Origin of the sequence: Kitasatospora nipponensis (assembly GCF_039528135.1) — a bacterium.
Classification (GTDB): domain Bacteria; phylum Actinomycetota; class Actinomycetes; order Streptomycetales; family Streptomycetaceae; genus Kitasatospora; species Kitasatospora nipponensis.
On sequence record NZ_BAAALF010000031.1, the window covers coordinates 17,322 to 37,715 of the forward strand.

At 71.4% G+C, this 20,394-nt stretch carries 13 protein-coding genes; 4 read left to right on the forward strand and 9 right to left on the reverse strand.

Features of this window, described 5'->3' with window-relative positions; translation table 11 throughout:
• The first annotated feature begins 189 nt into the window (after positions 1–189).
• Entirely contained in the window at positions 190–1,608 is a 1,419-nt protein-coding gene (locus ABD323_RS11850) for an amino acid permease (RefSeq protein ID WP_344441317.1), read from the forward strand.
• 176 nt (positions 1,609–1,784) lie between these two features.
• Positions 1,785–4,376: an aminopeptidase N gene (pepN, locus tag ABD323_RS11855; RefSeq protein WP_344441319.1), complete on the forward strand. Its 2,592-nt coding sequence runs from the start codon at positions 1,785–1,787 to the stop codon at positions 4,374–4,376.
• Between the two features lie 73 nt (positions 4,377–4,449).
• On the opposite strand, the gene ABD323_RS11860 is transcribed toward pepN, so the two are convergent.
• The 6 genes from ABD323_RS11860 to acnA form a co-directional block, all read right to left on the reverse strand.
• Positions 4,450–5,397 carry a carbohydrate ABC transporter permease gene (locus ABD323_RS11860; protein WP_344441320.1) on the reverse strand — a complete coding sequence of 316 codons (948 nt, stop codon included), beginning with the start codon at positions 5,395–5,397 and terminating at the stop codon, positions 4,450–4,452.
• An 8-nt stretch (positions 5,398–5,405) separates the two neighbouring features.
• Complete coding sequence (locus tag ABD323_RS11865; RefSeq protein WP_344441321.1) at positions 5,406–6,341, reverse strand: carbohydrate ABC transporter permease; 936 nt, start codon at positions 6,339–6,341, stop codon at positions 5,406–5,408.
• A 137-nt stretch (positions 6,342–6,478) separates the two neighbouring features.
• Positions 6,479–7,882 carry an N-acetylglucosamine/diacetylchitobiose ABC transporter substrate-binding protein gene (ngcE, locus tag ABD323_RS11870; RefSeq protein WP_344441322.1) on the reverse strand — a complete coding sequence of 468 codons (1,404 nt, stop codon included), beginning with the start codon at positions 7,880–7,882 and terminating at the stop codon, positions 6,479–6,481.
• A 485-nt stretch (positions 7,883–8,367) separates the two neighbouring features.
• Entirely contained in the window at positions 8,368–9,684 is a 1,317-nt protein-coding gene (locus ABD323_RS11875; protein ID WP_425555963.1) for a glycoside hydrolase family 18 protein, read from the reverse strand.
• A gap of 119 nt (positions 9,685–9,803) precedes the next feature.
• Entirely contained in the window at positions 9,804–10,451 is a 648-nt protein-coding gene (locus ABD323_RS11880; RefSeq protein WP_344441323.1) for a maleylpyruvate isomerase family mycothiol-dependent enzyme, read from the reverse strand.
• A 73-nt stretch (positions 10,452–10,524) separates the two neighbouring features.
• On the reverse strand, positions 10,525–13,170 hold the full coding sequence (gene acnA, locus ABD323_RS11885) for an aconitate hydratase AcnA (RefSeq protein WP_344441324.1): 2,646 nt from the start codon (positions 13,168–13,170) through the stop codon (positions 10,525–10,527).
• 310 nt (positions 13,171–13,480) lie between these two features.
• Here acnA and ABD323_RS11890 point away from each other — a divergent pair, with 310 nt between their 5' ends.
• Both ABD323_RS11890 and ABD323_RS11895 read left to right on the forward strand, forming a co-directional pair.
• Positions 13,481–13,936 carry a type II toxin-antitoxin system VapC family toxin gene (locus tag ABD323_RS11890; RefSeq protein ID WP_344441325.1) on the forward strand — a complete coding sequence of 152 codons (456 nt, stop codon included), beginning with the start codon at positions 13,481–13,483 and terminating at the stop codon, positions 13,934–13,936.
• Between the two features lie 86 nt (positions 13,937–14,022).
• Positions 14,023–14,703, forward strand: coding sequence for a superoxide dismutase family protein (locus tag ABD323_RS11895; protein ID WP_344441326.1), 681 nt, complete (start codon positions 14,023–14,025; stop codon positions 14,701–14,703).
• A 104-nt stretch (positions 14,704–14,807) separates the two neighbouring features.
• Here ABD323_RS11895 and argF read toward each other — a convergent pair whose 3' ends face one another.
• The 3 genes from argF to ABD323_RS11910 all read right to left on the reverse strand — a co-directional run bounded on the left by argF (position 14,808) and on the right by ABD323_RS11910 (position 20,332).
• Positions 14,808–15,809 (reverse strand): ornithine carbamoyltransferase, encoded by a 1,002-nt coding sequence (argF, locus tag ABD323_RS11900; protein ID WP_344441328.1) that lies wholly within the window; start codon positions 15,807–15,809, stop codon positions 14,808–14,810.
• A gap of 195 nt (positions 15,810–16,004) precedes the next feature.
• Entirely contained in the window at positions 16,005–18,620 is a 2,616-nt protein-coding gene (locus ABD323_RS11905) for a polynucleotide kinase-phosphatase (RefSeq protein WP_344441329.1), read from the reverse strand.
• Positions 18,617–20,332 carry a 3' terminal RNA ribose 2'-O-methyltransferase Hen1 gene (locus ABD323_RS11910; RefSeq protein WP_344441330.1) on the reverse strand — a complete coding sequence of 572 codons (1,716 nt, stop codon included), beginning with the start codon at positions 20,330–20,332 and terminating at the stop codon, positions 18,617–18,619. Before ABD323_RS11910 ends, ABD323_RS11905 begins: the two co-directional genes overlap by 4 nt.
• Positions 20,333–20,394 lie beyond the last annotated feature (62 nt).

Genomic DNA, 20,394 nt, shown 5'->3' on the forward strand with positions numbered 1-20,394 from the left:
GATCGACAAAGCCTCTCCACCTTCGTTTGTGGGGTTCGACCGGCGGATTTCGGCCTAGAGCAGCGATCCGGTCACGGAACGTGGTCGGGCGGTCCGGATCGTGAGCCCGGCCGCCGATTCTTTGGCGTCTCGCCAGGTGACCCGGATAGTGAGACGGATAGTCCGCTGACCGAACGTCTGGATCCACCCATGGCCCCCACCACCGCTCCCTGGGCACCCTCGAAGCCCGTCGCGGGATCCGCCCCCGCGCCGGGCGCACCGCAGCTGGCGCACGGCCTCAAGCCGCGGCACCTGTCGATGATCGCGCTGGGCGGGGTGATCGGCGCCGGTCTCTTCGTCGGCTCGGGTGCCGGCATCGCCGCCGCCGGACCCGGCATCATCCTGGCCTTCACGCTCTCCGGCCTGCTGGTCATGCTGGTCATGCGGATGCTCGGCGAGATGTCCGCCGCGCACCCGGCCTCGGGCTCGTTCTCGGTGCACGCCGAGCGCGAGATCGGCCCGTGGGCCGGGGTGACGGCCGGCTGGATGTACTGGGTGATGCTCTGCTGCGGCGTGGCCGCCGAGGCCACCGCGGCCGGTTCGATCATGAACTCCTGGCTGCCCGGGGTGCCCGGCTGGGCCTGGGTCGGCGTCTTCATGGCGTTCTTCTGCGCCAGCAACCTGACCGCGGTGAAGAACTTCGGCGAGTTCGAGTTCTGGTTCGCCGCGATCAAGATCACCGCGATCGTCGCCTTCCTGGTCCTCGGCACGCTCGGCGTCTGCGGGGTGCTGGGTGCGGGCGGCGCCCCCGGCACCGGCAACCTGACCGGTCACGGCGGCTTCCTGCCGCACGGCGGCACCGGCCTGGTCGCCGGCCTGCTGGCCTCGGTCTTCGCCTACGGCGGCCTGGAGACGGTGACCATCGCCGCCGCCGAGTCCGCCGACCCGCGGCGCAACGTGGCCCGCGCGGTGCGCACCGCGGTCTGGCGGATCGCGCTCTTCTACATCGGCTCGATGGCGCTGGTGGTCACCCTGGTGCCGTGGAACGACGCCAGGGTGGTCACCGAGGGCCCGTACGTGACGGTCCTGCAGTACCTGAACGTGCCGGGCGCCGCCGTGGTGATGAAGGCCGTGGTGCTGATCGCCCTGCTGAGCGCGATGAACGCCAACATCTACGGCTCCTCCCGGATGGCCTTCTCGCTGGTCGCCCGCGGCCAGGGCCCGCGGGCGCTGGCCAAGGTCGGCGGCGGGGTGCCGCGCCGGGCGGTGCTGGCCTCCTGCGCCTTCGGCTTCGCCGCGGTGCTGGCCGGCTACTGGTGGCCGGACACCGTCTTCACCTGGCTGATGAACACCACCGGTGTCACCGTCCTGGTGGTCTGGCTCTTCATCGGCGCCGCCCAGCTGCGGATGCGCCGGCGCCTGGAGCGCGAGGCGCCCGAGCTGCTCACCGTGCGGATGTGGGCCTACCCGTACCTGACCTGGGTCGCGCTGGCCGGTGTGCTGGGCATCCTGGCGCTGATGACCACCACCGCCGGCGACCGCGAACAGCTGTACGCGGCCGGCGTGCTGGTCGCGCTGCTGAGCGCGGCCGGCTACTGGCACCAGCGCCGCGGCGCGGCGCGCGGCTGACCCCCCGCGCCCCGCCCGCCGGTCCGGGCGCGGGGGCACGCCCCGGGTACGGCTCGGGTACGACGGACCGGTACAGGTGTACGGGCCCGGCCCGGGGTGCGCGTGAAAGGATGCCCCGGGGCAGGACCTGCCCCCCACAGCACAGCACCGTGCGAGCCGGACAAAGGAGTACCGCAGTGCCGGGCAAGAACCTCAGCCGGGACGAAGCGCAACAGCGCGCCGGCATCCTCAGCGTCGACGGCTACGAGGTACACCTCGACGTCACCAGCGCTCCGGACGCCTCCGCGGCGACCTTCCGTTCCCTCACCACCATCCGCTTCCGCTGCGCCGAGGTGGGCGCCGCGAGCTTCGCGGACCTGGTGGCCCCCGCCGTGCGCGCCGTCACCCTGAACGGGCGGGCGCTGGACCCCGGCGCGGTCTTCGACGGCGCCCGGGTGCGCCTGGAGGACCTGGCCGCCGAGAACGTCCTGGTGGTGGACGCCGACTGCGCCTACAGCCGCACCGGCGAGGGCCTGCACCGCTTCGTCGACCCGGTGGACGGCGAGACCTACCTCTACACCCACTTCGAGCCCGCCGAGGCCCGCCGGGTGTTCGCCAACTTCGAGCAGCCGGACCTGAAGGCGCCCTACGTCTTCACCGTCACCGCCCCGGCCGCCTGGGACGTCTACGCCAACTCGGCCGCCGAGCGGGTCGAGGAGCAGGCCGGCGACGGCGCCGCCCGCACCTGGCACTTCCTGGCGACCCGGCCGATCTCCACCTACCTGACCGCGGTGGTGGCCGGCCCGTACCACGTCGAGCGCGACCACTGGAGCCGCGAACTGCCCGACGGCAGCACGCTGGAGATCCCGCTGGCCGCCACCTGCCGCAAGTCGCTGGCGCGGTACTTCGACGCCGCGGAGATCTTCACGGTCACCAAGCAGGGTCTGGACTTCTTCCACGAGGAGTTCGACTACCCGTACCCGTTCGGCAAGTACGACCAGTGCTTCGTGCCCGAGTACAACATCGGCGCGATGGAGAACCCGGGCTGCGTGACCTTCCGCGAGGAGTACGTCTTCCGCTCCAAGGTCACCGAGGCCGCCTACGAGGCCCGGGCCAACGTCATCCTGCACGAGATGGCGCACATGTGGTTCGGCGACCTGGTCACCATGAAGTGGTGGGACGACCTGTGGCTGAAGGAGTCGTTCGCCGACTTCATGGGCCACTTCGCCCAGCAGGAGGCGACCAAGTACCAGGCGTCCTGGGTGACCTTCGCCAACCAGCGCAAGGGCTGGGCGTACCGGCAGGACCAGTACCCCACCACCCACCCGATCACCGCGGACATCCGCGACGTCGAGGACGCCAAGCTCAACTTCGACGGCATCACGTACGCCAAGGGCGCCTCGGTGCTCAAGCAGCTGGTCGCCTACGCCGGCCGGGACGCCTTCTTCGAGGGCGCCCGCCGCTACTTCCAGCAGCACGCCTACGGCAACACCGTGCTCGGCGACCTGCTGGAGGTGCTCGCGGTCACCTCCGGGCGCGGCGAGCGGGCGATGGCCGACTGGTCGGCCGCCTGGCTGCAGACCGCCGGCGTCAACGCGCTCACCCCGCAGCTGACCGTCGACGCCGAGGGCCGGATCACCGAGTTCGCCGTGCTCCAGGACGCCGCCGAGGACCACCCCTCGCTGCGCCCGCACCGGATCGCGATCGGCCTCTACGACCGCGAGGCGGACGGCGCGCTGCTGCGCACCGCCCGCGTCGAGCTGGACGTCACCGGTGCGCGCACCGTGGTCGAGGAGCTCGCCGGCCGTCCGCGCCCGGCGCTGGTGCTGGTCAACGACGACGACCTGACGTACTGCAAGATCCGCTTCGACACCCACTCGCTGGTGACCCTGCGCACCGCGCTCGGCGAGATCCGCGAGCCGCTGGCCCGCGCGCTCACCTGGTCGGCCTGCTGGAACCTGACCCGCGACGGGCTGATGCCGGCGCGCGACTACGTCGCCCTGGTGCTGCGCTTCGCCGGCCAGGAGTCCGACATCGGCGTCCTGCAGTCACTGCACAGCCAGGCCAAGGTCGCCGTCGAGTCGCTCGCCGACCCGGCCTGGCGGGCCGAGGGCGGCCGACTGCTGGCCGAGGGGGCCCTGCACGAGCTGCGGCTGGCCGCCCCGGGCAGCGACCACCAGCTCGCCTGGGCCCGCTTCCTGGCCTCCACCGCCCGGGCCGAGGAGGAGCTGCGCCTGCTGGAGGGCCTGCTGGCCGGCAGCGCGCGGATCGACGGCCTGGAGGTGGACCAGGACCTGCGCTGGTCGCTGTGGATCGCGCTGGCCGCGGCCGGCCGGGCCACCGTGGAGCAGCTGGACGCCGAGCTCAAGCGCGACAACACCGCCAGCGGCCACCAGAAGGCCGTCCAGGCGATGGCCGCCCGGCCCACCGCCGAGGCCAAGGCGGCGGCCTGGTCGGCGGTGGTCGACTCCGACCAACTGCCCAACGCCATGGTCGGCGCGCAGACCGCGGGCTTCGCCCAGGCCGGCCAGCTGGAGCTGACCGCGCCCTACACCGCGCGCTACTTCGAGCAGTTGGAGCGCGTCTGGGCCGAGCGCAGCATCGAGATCGCGATGCGCTTCGTCGGCGGGTTCTTCCCGCGGCTGCACACCGACGAGGCGACGCTGGCGGCCACCGACGGCTGGCTGACCGGCCACCCGCAGGCCGCCCCGGCGCTGCGCCGGCTGGTGCTGGAGTGCCGCGACGAGCTGGCCCGCGCGCTGCGCGCCCAGGCCGCCGACCGGGCCTGACCGGCCCGCTCCATGCCGAAGGGGCGCGCGCCGCCGCAGCTGCGGCGGGCGCCCCTTCGGCATGGCGGGACGGCTACTTGAGGGTGGCCGAGGTGAGACCGGCCTGCACCTGCTTCTGGAAGGAGAGGTACACCACCAGCACCGGGAGCATGGCGATCGTCATACCGGCGAACAGGCCGGGGAAGTCGGCCGCGTAGTTCTGCGCCTGGGCGAGGTTCACCAGGCCCTGGGCGAGCATCGAGTGGTCCTTGTCGGTCCCGCTCTGCGGCTGCATCAGGGTGACCGGCAGGATGTACTGGTTCCACTGGCCCAGCACGTTGAAGATCCCGACGCTGACCAGGCCGGACTTGGCCATCGGCAGCATCACCTGGAAGAACGCCCGGGCGTGCGAGCAGCCGTCGATCATCGCGGCCTCGTGCACGGCGGTGGGCATGGTGCGGAAGAACGAGTAGAGGAAGAAGACGGTGAACGGCAGCGAGTACGCCACGTACACCAGGATCAGGCCGAGGTAGCTGTTCAGGCCCAGCAGCGGGGATATCTGGCCGAGGTTCTTGATCATGAAGAACAGCGGCACCAGCGCCAGGTAGACCGGGAACATCGCGCCGGCCACGAAGCTGAAGTAGATCACCCGGTTGCCGCGGAACTCGTAGCGGGCCAGGACGTAGGCCGCCATCGAGCCGAGCAGCATGGTCAGCGTGAGCGAACCCGCCAGCACGATCACGGTGTTGGTGAAGTAGTCGGCGATGCCCTTGTCCCAGGCCCGGCTGAAGGCGTCGAAGCTCCAGTGCGTCGGCCAGGACCAGGCGCTGGCGCCGATCTGGTTGTCGGTCTTGAAGGAGCCGAGGATGATCCAGCCGACCGGCAGGATGATCATGATCGCCCAGATCGCCAGGAACCCGTGCGAGAAGACGTTCAGCACGCCCCCGCCGTCGGCGAACCGTTGCTGCTTGGGGACGGGCCGCGCGGTGCGCTCGCTCGGCTGGGCGGGGATCTTCGCCACGGCGTCGGTCTTGGTGCTCATAACAGGCCTCAGTACTCGATCCGCTCGCGCCGGGTGACCCGCAGCGAGACGACGGACAGGACGAGGGTGATGAAGAAGATCACCACACCCATGGCGCAGGCGTAGCCGGCCTTGCCCAGCGGCAGGAAGTTGCGCATCAGATAGGTGGCGATCACCTCGCTGCGGTGGTTGGGGCCGCCACCGTAGAGCCCCGCGGGCGGGGTCATCGAGGAGACCAGCGCGAAGGCGTCCATCGCGGCGATGGCCAGGAAGACCCAGGCGGTCTGGATGGTCTCCCAGAGCAGCGGGATGGTGATCTTGAGGAAGGTCTGCGCCCGGCCGGAGCCGTCCAGCAGCGCCGCCTCGTAGATGTCCTTGGGGATCGACTGCATGGCCGCCGAGAAGAGCACCAGGTAGAAGCCGACGCCGGCCCAGATCAGCACCGCCAGGATGCACCAGAAGACGGTGTCCGGGTCGGAGAGCCACTCGATGGGGTGCTGCGGGTTCTCCAGGCCGAGCTTGACCAGCACGCCGTTGAGCAGGCCGCCGGGGTCGGAGCGGTAGACGCCCTCGAAGAGGACCACCAGGATCGCCACCGAGAAGACCTGCGGCAGGAAGAAGACCACCTTGTAGAAGGCGGCGCCGCGTACCCCCTGGATGCCGGTGGTCCCGCCGCGCCCGCCGACGTTGAGCATGAAGGCGAAGAAGAGCGCCAGCAGGATGGTGAGCGTGGGCAGCAGCACCAGCAGCAGCAGGTTGTGCCCGATCGCCGTCATGAAGACGTCGTCGTGCAGCAGGTCGGTGTAGTTCTTCAGCCCGACGAAGTTCATCGAGGGCGAGAAGCCGGACCAGTCGGTCAGTGAGTACCCGAAGGTCTGGAGGTAGGGCCAGATCACCAGCACCGCGTAGAGCAGTACCGGGACGAAGAGGAATCCGAAGATGAATCGGCTTTGACGATGACGCATAGCAGGAACTCCCTGTCCGCCACAGCCTGCGCGGGACAGGCCTGGTCTTGCGGTCGCGTCCCACCCGGGCGGGACGCTCGGGCACCGGAGCCCGCGGTGCGGGCTCCGGTGTCCGGTTGACTACTGCCGTCTGCCGATCAGGCGGGCTTGACCTTCGCGGCCGCGGCCTTGACGGTCTTGATCCAGCCGGCCGGGTCGGTCCGCTTGGCGCACAGGTCGGCCGTGGCGGCCTCCAGCGCGGTCTCGAAGTCCGTCTGCAGGTCCTGGATCGTGTAGTAGAAGGTGTTGCTGCCCGCGGCGGTGAGCGCCGTGGAGGAGGACTTGGTGCCCGGCTTGAGCACCACGTCGGCGCCGACGCCGTCCTTCAGCACGCTCAGCGAGTTGGCCGCGGCGGCGAACTTGCCGGAGGCCTCCTTGGTGAGCATGATCCGCAGGAACTCCAGGCCACCGGCGGCGTTCTTCGCCTTGGCCGGCACGATGAACGGCTCACCGGCGCCCGCGCGCAGGGCGGTGGCCGGCATCTTGTCGCCCGGCAGCGAGGGGATCGGCAGGAAGGCCATGTCGAAGTCGGCCGGGGTCACCTTCAGCATCTCGTTCTCCAGCCAGGAGCCGGAGGGGATGAAGGCGGCCTTGCCGTTGCACCAGGCGGTCTGCGACTCGGTGTGGGTCATGCCGTTGGTACCCGGGAGCAGGTAGTCCTTGTCCATGATCTGGTAGAACGCGTTGACGCCGGCCAGCACCGCCGGGTCGTCGTAGGCGGTGGGGTCACAGTTGTTCAGCTTGGTGAACAGGTCCGTGCCGCCCTGCTTGGCGATCAGGTCGAAGAGCACGTAGTTCGCGTAGTAGGGGTACTTGCCCTGGTGCGCGAAGGGGGCGATCCCGGCGGCCTTGATGGTGCCGCACAGGGTGATGAAGTCGTCCCAGGTCTTCGGCGGGGTCCAGCCCTTGTCCTTGAAGAGCTTCGCCGAGTACCACAGGCCGTAGACGGTGTAGACGTAGTTCAGCGACCACACCTTGCCGTCGATGGTGCCCGACTCGATGGTGCCCGGCAGCAGGACGTCGCGGATCTTCTTGGTCGGGTCGTCCAGGTAGGGCGCGTCCAGCAGCGGGGTCAGCTCGGTGAGCTGGCCGGCCTTCGCCAGCACGTCCTGCTTCATCTGCTGGGCGCCGGAGTTGTCGACCACGTCCGGCGGGGTGTTCGAGTTGAAGCGGGGCTGCAGCTTGCCGCTGATCTCGGTGGTGCCCAGGTGGCTGACGTTGGCGCCGCTGTACTTGCCCTTGTAGATGTCCTCGAAGGCCTTGGCGTAGTCGTCGCCGTAACCACCCTTGAAGATGACCACGTCGAGCGGGTCGCTCGCCTTGACGCCGAACGGGTTGCTCGCGCTGCCGCCACCGGTCGGCGCGGAGCTCTTGTTGTCCGTGCTGCTACCGGTGCCGCCGGCGCAGGCCGCGAGCAGCGAGCCGCCGCCGGCCGCCATGACGGTGATGGCGGCCGCGCGCTTGAAGATGTCGCGGCGGTTGTACTCCGTTGCAGAGCCCATGAGTGCCCTAACCCCTCAGTGTCCAGGTGTTGCAGAGGTGCTGGTGAACTCCGCGCCGGGCTGTGGGTGCCCGCGCGGGTGACAGAGTGCTGGATCGACCGACGGCCGCCGGGACATGTCCGACGTTCCGTCAATTACCGCTGATCAACCGTGCCTTAACCGTGCCTCGCGGCGAAGGTGCCGGTCAGAGGCGGTTTCGTCGATGGGCAAAGGTATAGTCCACTGTTCATTCGGCGGCAATAGTCTCTCCGTCGGTTACGGCCCGCAGCACTCAAAGCGTTGTCGGCGGTGCAGCATGTGCAATGTGCAGGAAGCCTGCATATTTGCCGGGTTTGCCTGGACGTCGCCTGTGTGTGGAGTGGGCGACGCCCGCGCGTGGAGAATCTAGCGCGCTTCTGCATTTTTGAACATACAAATGAGCAGCTTTGCGCAGCCGGTGACGGCTGCGCAAAGCTGCTCGGTGGCACGGGTCTCCGGGCGCAGTCTCAGCCCTGGCGCAGCCCCTTGTCGAGGGCGGTCACCAGGGTGCCCTGGGCGTCGTCGTTGTCCAGCGACCAGGCCATCACCCCGGCCAGCCCGTTGTCACTGGCGTAGGCCGCCTTGCGGGTCAGCAGCTGCGGGGTGTCGTAGGTCCAGAAGTCGTTGCCGTCGTACTTCCAGGTCGCACCGTGCGCGCGGTCGTAGAAGACCTGGCCCGGCAGGTCCTTGATCTGGTTGTAGGGCAGGTTGCCGCCGCTCGCCAGGCCGGTGGCGCCCTGGTACAGCCCGTTCTTGGCGCCGGCCGGCACACCGGTCCAGCCGTAGCCGTAGAACGGCACCCCGAGCACCAGGTGGTCGGCGGGCACCCCGCGGTCCAGGTAGTCCCGCACCACCCGGTCGACGCTGTAGCCCTTGTTGTCGGCGGCGGCGTCGGCCCTGTCGCTGAAGAGGTTGGCGTTGTGGTCGGTGGGGCCCTGCGCCTCCCAGGAACCGTGGAAGTCGTAGGTCATCAGGTTGAGCCAGTCCACCGACCTGGCGACCTTGTGGACGTCCAGCTGCTGCTGCTTGGCCTCGCCGGAGGGCACCGCGGCGGTCAGCAGGTAGTGGGTGTGCGCCTGGCGGCCCAGCGCGTCCAGCTGGCGGCGGAACTCCTGCATCAGCAGGGTGTAGTTGCGGCCGTCCTCGGGGCGCACCACGTTGCCGGCGTCACCGCCCCCGCCGGGGTACTCCCAGTCGATGTCGATGCCGTCGAAGACGCCCGCACCGGAGCCGGCGCCGCCCTCCGGCGAGCCGATCTGCGGCAGGTTGCCGCGCAGGTACAGGTCGAGGCAGGAGGCCACGAACTTCTGGCGCGAGGCGTCGGTGGCCGCGGCGTCGGAGAAGTACTTCGACCAGGACCAGCCACCCAGCGAGACGACCGCCTTGAGCTGCGGGTTGGCCGCCTTGAGCTTGCGCAGCTGGTTGAAGTTGCCCTTCAGCGGCTGCGCCGCGGTGTCGGCCACGCCGTCCACCGACTCGTCGGCGGCCACCGGACGCTGGTAGTCGGCCCAGGCGTCACCGACGCCGGCCGCGTTGGCCTCGAAGCAGGTGCCGTCGGCGGAGACGTTGCCGAAGGCGTAGTTGAGGACGGTGAGCTTGCTCGCCTGCCCGGAGGTCTGCACCTTCTTGGCGGAGAAGCCGCTGTAGATGCCCCACTGGGTGAAGTAGCCGACCCGCTGCCCGGGCAGCCGGTGCGGGGAGTGGGCCTGGGCGGCGGGAGCGGCGGCCAGGGTGGCCAGCACGGTGGCGGCCAGGACGGCCGAGGTACGACGGGGGATGCGCATGCGGGAGACCTGTGGCTCTCTCTGAGACAGCGTCAATTGGTCTGGACCAAGCTGAAACAGAGGTTTAGTCCACAAAGGTGCCCCCGCACAAGGGGTCGGTCCCGGCGGACCGGATCCGCTCAGTGGCCGGCGCCCCGGTCGGTCCGCCCGGTCAGCGTCTCCAGGCCCTCGCCCTCCAGCGCGGCCAGTCCCGCCGGGCGGCCGGTGATCACCAGCAGCAGGTCCAGCATCGGGCCGCTGACCTCGGGCCCCTCCCCCGCCGACCAGTCGACGTCGCTCGCGCTCAGCCGCAGCCCGGCCGTGCGGCGCTTGCCACCGATCAGGAGGTTGGAGCCGCGGTAGAAGTCGGCGCAGCGGGTGAGCGCCTCGTCCGGGTAGCGGTGTTCGATGCCCAGCGGGCGGCGGATGTCCTCGGCGTGCACCACCGTCTCGCCCAGCCAGCTCTCCAGCGGGCCGGGCGGGTGCTCGGTGGAGTCCACCTGCGCGGCGAAGGCGGCGACCGTGGCGGAGGGGCGCCCGCGGGTCAGCGCGTGGATCTCGCGGTCGGTCATCACGCCGAAGCGGAAGCGGGCCCGGGCCAGCTTGCCGAAGAAGCCGGCGGGGGTCATCCGGGCGGTGGCGGTCATGTGCGCCAGGGTGTCGCGGACCGTGCGTCCCGCGCAGAGCGAGAAGACGGTCCACTGTTCGGGGGCCAGCTGTCGCACGTCGTCGAGCAGTGCGCGCCGCTCGGCGTGGATCAGCGGCCACGGATCGGATGGCGTCGCCATGCTTCCGTGGTACTACGACGACGGGCGGGCCGCACCCCCACAGGGGTGCGGCCCGGCCGGTGCGGTGCCCGGATCAGCCGATCAGGCTGCGCAGCACGTACTGCAGGATGCCGCCGTTGCGGTAGTAGTCCGCCTCGCCGGGGGTGTCGATGCGCACGACCGCGTCGAAGGTGACCTCGCCCGCGGTGACCCTGACGGTCTTGGGGGTGCGGCCCTCGTTGAGCTCGGTCACGCCGGTGAAGGAGAAGGTCTCCTCGCCGGTCAGGCCCAGCGACTCGGCGCTCTCGCCGGCCGGGTACTGCAGCGGCAGGACGCCCATGCCGATCAGGTTCGAGCGGTGGATGCGCTCGTAGGACTCGGCGATGACGGCCTTGACGCCCAGCAGCGCGGTGCCCTTGGCGGCCCAGTCGCGCGAGGAGCCGGAGCCGTACTCCTTGCCGGCCAGCACCACCAGCGGGACGCCGGCGGCCTGGTAGTTCTGCGAGGCGTCGTAGATGAACGCCACCGGCGCGTCGGCCTGGGTGAAGTCGCGGGTGTAGCCGCCCTCGGTGCCCGGCGCGATCTGGTTGCGCAGGCGGATGTTGGCGAAGGTGCCGCGGATCATGACCTCGTGGTTGCCACGGCGCGAGCCGTAGGAGTTGAAGTCACGCTTCTCCACACCGTGCTCGGTGAGGTACTGCGCCGCCGGGGTGCCCGGCTTGATGTTGCCGGCCGGGGAGATGTGGTCGGTGGTGACCGAGTCGCCCAGCTTGGCCAGGACGCGGGCGCCGGCGATGTCGTTCACCGGGCTCGGGGTCTTGGCCATGCCCTCGAAGTACGGGGGCTTGCGGACGTAGGTGGACTCGGCGTCCCACTCGAAGGTGTTGCCGGTCGGCACGGGGAGCGACTGCCAGCGGTGGTCACCGGCGAAGACGTCCTGGTAGCCCTTGTCGAACATGGCCTCGTCGATGGAGCCGGCGACGGTGTCGGCGACCTCCTGCTCGGTGGGCCAGATGTCGGCGAGGAAGACGTCGTTGCCGTCGGCGTCCTGGCCCAGCGCGTCGCGGGTGATGTCGATGTTCATGTTGCCGGCCAGGGCGTAGGCGACCACCAGCGGCGGGGAGGCCAGGTAGTTCATCTTGACGTCCGGGTTGATCCGGCCCTCGAAGTTGCGGTTGCCCGAGAGCACCGAGACGACCGCCAGGTCGGCCTCGTTGACGGCGGCCGAGACCTCCTCGGGCAGCGGGCCCGAGTTGCCGATGCAGGTGACGCAGCCGTAGCCCACCAGGTTGAAGCCCAGCTTCTCCATGTACGGCAGGAGGCCGGCCTTCTCGTAGTAGTCCATGACGACCTTGGAGCCGGGCGCCAGGGTGGTCTTGACCCAGGGCTTGACGTGCAGGCCCTTCTCCACGGCCTTCTTCGCCAGCAGGGCGGCGCCCAGCATGACGGAGGGGTTGGAGGTGTTGGTGCAGGAGGTGATCGAGGCGATCACGACCGCGCCGTTGTCGATCTGGTACGAGGTGCCGTCGGGGGCGGTGACCGTGGTCGGCTTCGAGGCCTCGGCGGAGTAGGTCGGCAGCGCCTCGGCGAACTTCGCGGCGGCCTCGGCCAGGATCACGCGGTCCTGCGGGCGCTTGGGGCCGGAGATCGAGGGGACGACGGTGGAGACGTCCAGCTCCAGGTACTCGGAGTAGACCGGCTCGAGGGACGGGTCGTGCCAGAGACCCTGCTCCTTGGCGTACGCCTCGACCAGCGCGAGCTGCTGCTCGTCACGGCCGGTGAGCTTCAGGTAGTTGATGGTCTCGGCGTCGATCGGGAAGATCGCGCAGGTCGAGCCGAACTCCGGCGACATGTTGCCGATGGTGGCGCGGTTGGCGAGCGGGATCGAGGTGACGCCCTCGCCGTAGAACTCGACGAACTTGCCGACCACACCGTGCTTGCGCAGCATCTCGGTGATGGTGAGCACCAGGTCGGTGGCGGTGGTGCCGGCCGGCAGCTGGCCGTTGAGCTTGAAGCCCACCACGCGCGGGATCAGCATGGAGACCGGCTGGCCGAGCATGGCCGCCTCGGCCTCGATGCCGCCCACGCCCCAGCCCAGCACGCCCAGGCCGTTGACCATGGTGGTGTGCGAGTCGGTGCCCACGCAGGTGTCGGGGTAGGCCTGGCCGCCGCGGACCATGACGGTGCGGGCCAGGTGCTCGATGTTCACCTGGTGCACGATGCCGGTGCCCGGCGGGACGACCTTGAACTCGTCGAAGGCGGTCTGGCCCCAGCGCAGGAACTGGTAGCGCTCCTTGTTGCGGCCGTACTCGATCTCGACGTTCTGGGTGAAGGCGTCCTTGGTGCCGAACTTGTCGGCGATGACCGAGTGGTCGATGACCAGCTCGGCCGGGGCCAGCGGGTTGATCTTGGCCGGGTCGCCGCCGAGCTCCTTGACGGCCTCGCGCATGGTGGCGAGGTCGACCACGCAGGGCACGCCGGTGAAGTCCTGCATGATCACGCGGGCCGGCGTGAACTGGATCTCCTGGCTCGGCTCGGCGTTCTCGTCCCAGGAGCCGAGCGCGCGGATGTGGTCGGCGGTGATGTTCGCGCCGTCCTCGGTGCGGAGCAGGTTCTCCAGCAGCACCTTGAGGCTGTACGGCAGCCGCTCGGAACCCTCGACGGCGGAGAGCTTGAAGATCTCGTACGACTCGTCGCCCACCTGCAGCGAGCTGCGGGCGTCGAAGCTGTTCGCGGACACGACTGACTCCTTCTAGGTGCTTCGTGCGGTACGTCTGGGGCGTGGGGTTGGGTGGACCACACGATGAAGCGGACCCGGCCGGGCTCCGGTACTGGACTGCACTGGTAAGGTGAGCCTTAGTTAGGGTCACCTAAACACTGGCCCGTCCTGCCTGCCCCGGCGGCGGGTGCCTCTCGGCAAGTATCTTGATATCGAGATAAATCCTAGCGTGAAGTTATCTCGATGTCGAGATAAACCATAGTGCATGGCCGCGCGCGGAGTGACGTCAGGCACCTCCTGGCGCGTCCGGCGAGGCGCTACGGTGGCCCGCGTGATCGTCATCGATGCCTCCGCCCTGGTCCTCGCCCTCGCCGACCGGGGCGAGCGCGGCGAAGCCGCCCGCGCGGCGCTCGCCGCCGACCCCGAGTGGGCCGCGCCCGAGCACCTGCTGATCGAGGTGATGCAGTCGCTGCGCGGACGCTACCTCGCCAAGGAGAACACCGCCGAGCAGGTGGCCGCCGTCGCGGCCGAACTGCCGCGGATCGACTTCCGCAAGCTGGAGTTGGCACCGCTGCTGGAGCGGATCTGGGAGCTCAAGGACAACCTGACCCCGGACGACGCGGCCTACGTGGCGGTGGCCGAGCTGCTCGGCGCGCCGCTGGTCACCGCGGACCTGCGGCTGATGCGGGCCAGCGGGCCGCGCTGCGAGATCCGCGGCATCGGCGCGGGCCCGGCGACGGGCGGGGCTAAGGGCGGGGCGAAGGGCGGGGCGCTCCCGAACGGGTGACACCCCGCCGCGCCCCCGCGACCGGGGGCGCCGCGGGGCGGGACGGTGGAGCCGACCCGTCGTCACCGTCCGAAGGACCCGGCACCATGCGCACTCCCGCCTCCCCCTCCCACCCGACCGGCTCGACCCGCTCGACCCGCTCGACCGGCCGCACCGGCCGCACCGGCCGCCTGGCCGGTGCCGCGCCCGCCGGCTGCTGCGCGCTGCTCGCGGTTCTCGCCCCGGGCGTGGCCGGCGCCGCGTCGGCGAGCGGGCCGGCGAGCGGGCCGGCGAGCGGGCCGGCGAGCGGGCCCCGGTCGGTCTGGGAGGCCGGCGGGGACTTCTCGCCGCCCTCCGCCCTCGTGCCACCGACGGCCGTCAGCTTCGCGCCCGACCTGGTCCCCTACGGTGCGCGGGTGCGGGTGCGGACCTCGGTCGCCGAGGGGAGCACCACGGTCGCCGTCGCGGTCGAGGGCCTCGCGCCCGGGCACGCCTTCCCCGCACACGTGCACGCCCAGACCTGCGGCTCGACGCCGGCCGCCTCCGGAGCGCACTACCAGGACCGGGTGGACCCCGTGCAGCCGTCCACCGACCCGGCCTACGCGAACGATCGCAACGAGCTGCGGCTGCTGCTGGCGACCGACGGTGACGGGGCGGCGCAGGCGGCGACGACGGTGCCGTGGACCTTCCGGCCGGGCGGGGCGCACTCGCTGGTCCTGCACGCGGGCGCCGACGCCGGCACGCACGCCGCCGCCGAGCGGGTGGCCTGCGTCGACCTGCCGTTCTGACCGACCGCCGCACCGGGGCGGGCCCCGCGGCCGACCCGACACCGGGGCGGCGCGGGCGCGAGGGGCGCGGGCGGGCGCGGGCGGCGCGGGTCACCGGCGGGCGGTCAGCCGCCCAGGGTCGCGACCAGCACCGCCTTGATGGTGTGCAGCCGGTTCTCGGCCTGGTCGAAGACGATGGAGTGCGCCGACTCGAAGAGCTCGTCGGTGCACTCCAGCTCGGCCATGCCGGTGGCCGCGTGCAACTGGCGGCCGAGCTCGGTGCCCAGGTTGTGGAAGGCCGGCAGGCAGTGCAGGAACTTGACGCCGGGATTGCCGGTGGCCCGCACCGTGTCCATCGAGACCTGGTACGACTTCAGCAGGTCGATCCGCTCCGCCCAGACCTCCTTCGGCTCGCCCATCGAGACCCAGACGTCGGTGTAGAGGAAGTCCGCGCCCGCCACGCCCTCGGCGACGGACTCGGTCAGGGTGATCCGGGCACCGCTCACGGCGGCGAGCCGCTCGGCGGACTCGCGCACCTCCTCGGCCGGCCAGAGCTGCTCCGGTGCGACGATCCGCAGGTCCATGCCGAGCAGGGCGGCGGTGACCAGCAGCGAGTTGCCCATGTTGTTGCGGGCGTCGCCGAGGTAGGCCAGCGTGACCTCGGCCAGCGGCTTGTCGGCGTGCTCCTGGACGGTGAGCAGATCGGCCAGCATCTGGGTCGGGTGCCACTCGTCGGTCAGCCCGTTCCAGACCGGCACCCCCGCGTGGGCGGCCAGTTCCTCGATGATCTCCTGCCCGTGCCCGCGGTACTCGATGCCGTCGAACATCCGGCCGAGCACCCGGGCCGAGTCCTTGATGGACTCCTTGTGGCCGATCTGCGAGCCGGAGGGGTCGAGGTAGGTGGTGGTGGCGCCCTGGTCGTGCGCGGCCACCTCGAAGGCGCAGCGGGTGCGGGTCGAGGTCTTCTCGAAGATCAGCGCGATGTTCTTGCCGCGCAGCCGGGGCTGCTCGGTGCCGGCGTACTTGGCGGCCTTGAGCTGGGCGGCGAGGTCGAGCAGGAAGCGGAACTCCTGAGCCGTGAAGTCGAGCTCCTTGAGGAAGTGCCGGTTCCGGAGGTTCAAGGCCATGCCGGGCTCCTGGGGTGAACGGGGGCGAACAGGGGTGCGTGGCGCGCGGTGCGCGGCGGGGGCGTGCGGCGGCCCGGGTACGTCAGTAGGGGAATTGTATACGATGCTCGGAATTACTATGCAGCATGGTGCCGACAAGGGCCTGCCACCCAGGGTGGCAGCCCCTTGTTACGACCGGTCGTACGGCCGGGGACGCTACAGCCGGGGGTCCACCGGCTCCGACTCGAGGGCCAGGACGGCGAACACCGGCTCGTGCACCCGCCAGAGCGGCTCGCCGCCGGCCAGTCGGTCCAGCGCCTCGATGCCCAGCGCGTACTCGCGCAGGGCGAGCGACCGCTTGTGGCCCATGCTGCGCTGGCGCAACTGCCCGAGGTATTCGGTGTAGTCCGGTCCGTAGATGATCCGCAGGTACTCACGACCGCGGACCTTCAGGCCCGGCTGGACCAGGCCGCCGGGACGGCCCTGCCCCACCGTGCCGCGCACCGAGGAGGCCAGCGGCTTGACCACCATGCCCTCGCCGCCCGCGCCGGTGAGCTCCTCCCACCAGGCGGTGGCCGCGGCGATGGACGCCTCGTCGCCGGTGTCGACCAGCAGCCGCGCGGTGGACCGCAGCAGCGGCTGGGGACGGTCCGGCCCCGGGGCGGCCGCGCAGGCCGCCTCGTCGGCCGCCACCAGGCGGTCGATCCAGTCGAGGTGCTCGTCGTGCGGGCGCACCGCGAGGTTCGCCCCCTCGGCCGCGAGCACCTGGAAGGGTGCCAGCCGGATCCCCGACAGGCCCTCGGTGGGCCAGCAGTAGCGCCGGTAGGCCGCGGTGAACGCCTCGGCGTCCGACGAGCGGCGGCGCTGGCGCTCGGTCAGCTCGGCCAGTCCCTCGATCCCGCGGCCGCCGGCCGTGCTCAGCGCCCGCAGCACCTCGGGCAGCGCGGCGCGGGCCGCGGCGCCCACCGCCGCGTACTGGCGGCGCAGCAGGTCGCCCGCCTTCAACGACCAGGGCAGCAGTTCGGCGTCCAGCAGCAGCCAGTCGGTGGCCAGCTCGGTGAAGAGGCCGGCCTGCTCGGCGGCCGCCCGGAGCCGGTCCAGCAGCGCGTGCGTCAGCTCCCGGTCGCCCAGGAAGGCGCGACCGGTCCTGGTCCAGATCGCACCGGGCCCGGCCAGGCCGAAGCGGCGCTCCAGCGCGGCCGGCTCGCGGGCCACCAGGACCACGGCCCGCGAGCCCATGTGCTTCTCCTCGCAGAGCACCTCGCGCACCCCGTCCGCGCGGTAGGCGAAGAACGCCTCCTCGGGGTGCTCGAGGTAGCCCTCGCGGCGCGAGGTCGGGCTCGGCGCCATGGTCGGCGGCAGGTAGGCGAGCAGCCGCGGGTCCAGCGCGAAGCGGCTCATCACCTCCAGGGCCGCCGCCGCGTTCTCCTCGCGGACCGAGACCCGGCCGTGCAGCGTGGTCTCGACCACTCGGCGGCCGGCCACGTCGGCGAGGTCCAGCGGCCGGCCCTCGCGGGCGCCCGGCGCGTCGCTGATCACCGGGCGGACCGGCGCGTACCACTCCTGCTCGGCCTCGACGCCGACCAGTTCGCGCTCGGGGTAGCGCAGCGCGGTGAGGCTGCCGCCGAAGACGCAGCCGGTGTCCAGGCAGATGGTGTTGTTGAGGAAGGTCGCCACCGGCACCGGCGTGTGGCCGTAGACCACCAGCGCCTTGCCGCGGTACTCCTCCGCCCACGGGTAGCGCACCGGCAGGCCGTACTCGTCCGTCTCGCCGGTGGTCTCGCCGTAGAGCGCGTGCGAGCGGACCCGCCCGGAGTTGCGGCCGTGGTACTTCTCCGGCAGCCCGGCGTGGCAGACCACCAGGTTGCCGCCGTCCAGCAGGTAGTGGCTGACCAGGTCGCGCATGAAGGCGCGGACCTCGCTGCGGAACTCCTCCGGCTCGCCGGCCAGCTGGTCCAGCGACTCCTGCAGGCCGTGCGAGACGGTGACCTTGCGCCCGGCCATCGCCCGGCCGAGCTTGTTCTCGTGGTTGCCGGGCACGCAGAGCGCGTGGCCGGCGGCGACCATGCCCATCACCAGGCGCAGCACGCCGGGCGTGTCCGGCCCGCGGTCGACCAGGTCACCGACGAAGACCGCGGTACGGCCCTGCGGGTGCTCGGCGTCCACGGGACGGCCCTGCTCGTCACGGTGCACCTGGTAGCCGAGGCGGGCGAGCAGGGTCTCCAGCTCGGCGCGGCAGCCGTGGATGTCGCCGATGATGTCGAACGGACCGGTGCGGTCGCGCAGGTCGTTCCAGCGCTTCTCGGTGACGATCTCGGCCGCGTCCACCTCCTCGACCCCGCGCAGGTGGTGCACCTTGCGGAAGCCCTCGCGCTCCAGGGCGTTCACCGAGCGGCGCAGGTCGCGGTGCTGGCGCGGGATCACGTGCGCGCCGAAGTCGCGGTCGGGCCGGCCGCGGTTGCGCTCGGCGCAGACGCCCACCGGCACGTCCAGCACGATCGCGATCGGCAGCACGTCGTGCTCGCGGGCGATCGCGACCAGCTGCTTGCGGGCGGCCTGCTGCACGTTGGTGGCGTCGACCACGGTGAGCCGGCCGGCCGCGAGCCGCTTGCCCACGATGTAGTGGAGCAGCTCGAAGGCGTCCGCCGAGGCGGACTGGTCGTTCTCGTCGTCCGAGACCAGGCCCCGGCAGTAGTCCGAGGAGATCACCTGGGTCGGTGCGAAGTGCTTGCGGGCGAAGCTGGACTTGCCGGCGCCGCTGGTGCCGATCAGGACCACCAGCGAGAGGTCGGTGACGGGGAGCCGGCGCGGCTCGCGGATCTCGTCGGTCATCGGGTCACGCTCCTCTCGGTGCTGAGGTCGGTGGTGGCGGCGGCGACGGTGGTGGTGAGGGCATGGGCGGTGGCGGGGACCGAGGCGGTCGGGTCGCCGCCGAGGCGGAAGCGGGCGAGCTGGGTCGGCGGGCCCACCTCCGGGTCGTCCGGGCCCACCGGGTGGAAGTCCACCGTGTACCCGTAACGCGCTCCCACCAAGCCGGCCCAGGCCCGGAACTCGTCGCGGTCCCACTCGAAGCGGTGGTCGGCGTGCCGGCTGCGGCCGGCCGGCAGCGACTCCCAGCGCACGTTGTACTCCACGTTGGGGGTCGTGACGATCACGGTGCCGGGCCGCGCCGCGCCGAAGACCGCGTGCTCCAGGGCCGGGAGCCTGGGCAGGTCCAGGTGCTCGATCACCTCGCAGAGCACCGCGGCGTCGTACCCCTTGAGCCGCGCGTCGGTGTAGGTCAGCGCACCCTGGATCAGCCGCACCCGCGCCGCCTGCCGCTCGGGCAGCCGCTCCAGCCGCAGCCTGCGGGCCGCGATCGTCAGCGCGGTGGCGGAGACGTCGACACCGAGGATCTCGGTGAAGCGCCGGTCCTTGAGCAGCGCACCGACCAACTCGCCCTGCCCGCAGCCGAGGTCGAGCACCCGGGCGGCGCCGCCCGCCCGCAACAGGTCGAGGATCACCTCGCGGCGCTGCTGGGCCAACGGGACCGGCTTGGGCTCGTCCGGCTGCTCGGCGGGCTGCGCCGGCGCGGCCGCCGTGCCGGCGACGGCAGCACCGTCGGTGGCGGCGACGCCGACGGCAGCACCGTCGATGGTGGTGCCGGCGGTGTCGTCCGGGTCGGCGGTGTCGTGCTCGGCGGCGGGTACCGCGTTGTCCAGGTCCTCGGCCTCGCCGTCGTCCGCCTCCGCGAGGCGGGCCAGCTCGAGGCGGCGCAGCGCCTCGTTCGCCAGCGACCAGCGGCGCTGCAGGTAGCGCCGGATGATCAGCGAGCGCTCCGGGTGCTCCGCGAGCCAGCCCTCACCGGCGTCGAGCAGCTTGTCGACCTCGTCCGGCGCCACCCAGTAGTGCTTGGCGCCGTCCAGCACCGGCAGGAGCACGTACAGCTGCTGCAGGGCGTCGGCGAGCGGCAGGGTGCCGGCGAGCTCCAGGCGCAGGTAACGCGAGTCGCCCCACTGCGGGAAGGCCTCGTCCAGCGGGATGACCGTGGCGTCCACCTGCCAGCCGAGCGGCTCGAAGAGCCGGTTCACCAGCGGACGCTCGTCGTGGCCGGGCCCACCCGCGCCGCCGGCGAAGCGGCCGCCGCGCAGCTCACCGTCGCCCGCCGCCACCGCCGGCAGCCGCACGGTCAGCGGGCGCGGCCGCTGGGCCAGCCCGGGCCGCAGCTCGCAGACGCCCTTCATGGCCGTGCGGAAGACCGTGCGCAGTGCCACCGCGAGCAGCGAGGAGGCCGCGTAGGGACGGTCGTTGACGTACTGCGAGAGCGCGAAGTCGGGCGATGCGCCCCGACCGCCGCCCCGGCCACGCCGGACCAGCGCCACCGGGTCGATGTCCAGCAACAGCGCGGCCGTGCACAGTTGATCGCTCGCCTCGGGGTAGAAGACGTGCGCGTCGCCGTGGGACGTGCTGAAACGCTGTGCCTTCCCGGGGTGCTTGTGCAGCAGGAAGCCCAGGTCGGTGGCCGGATCGTCGGCGGTTCCCGTGGTGGAGATCGAAATGAACACCTGATCGAGTATCCACGGGTCGTTCGCCCCATCACACCTGGTTTTCAGCGGTGGGCCGGCCG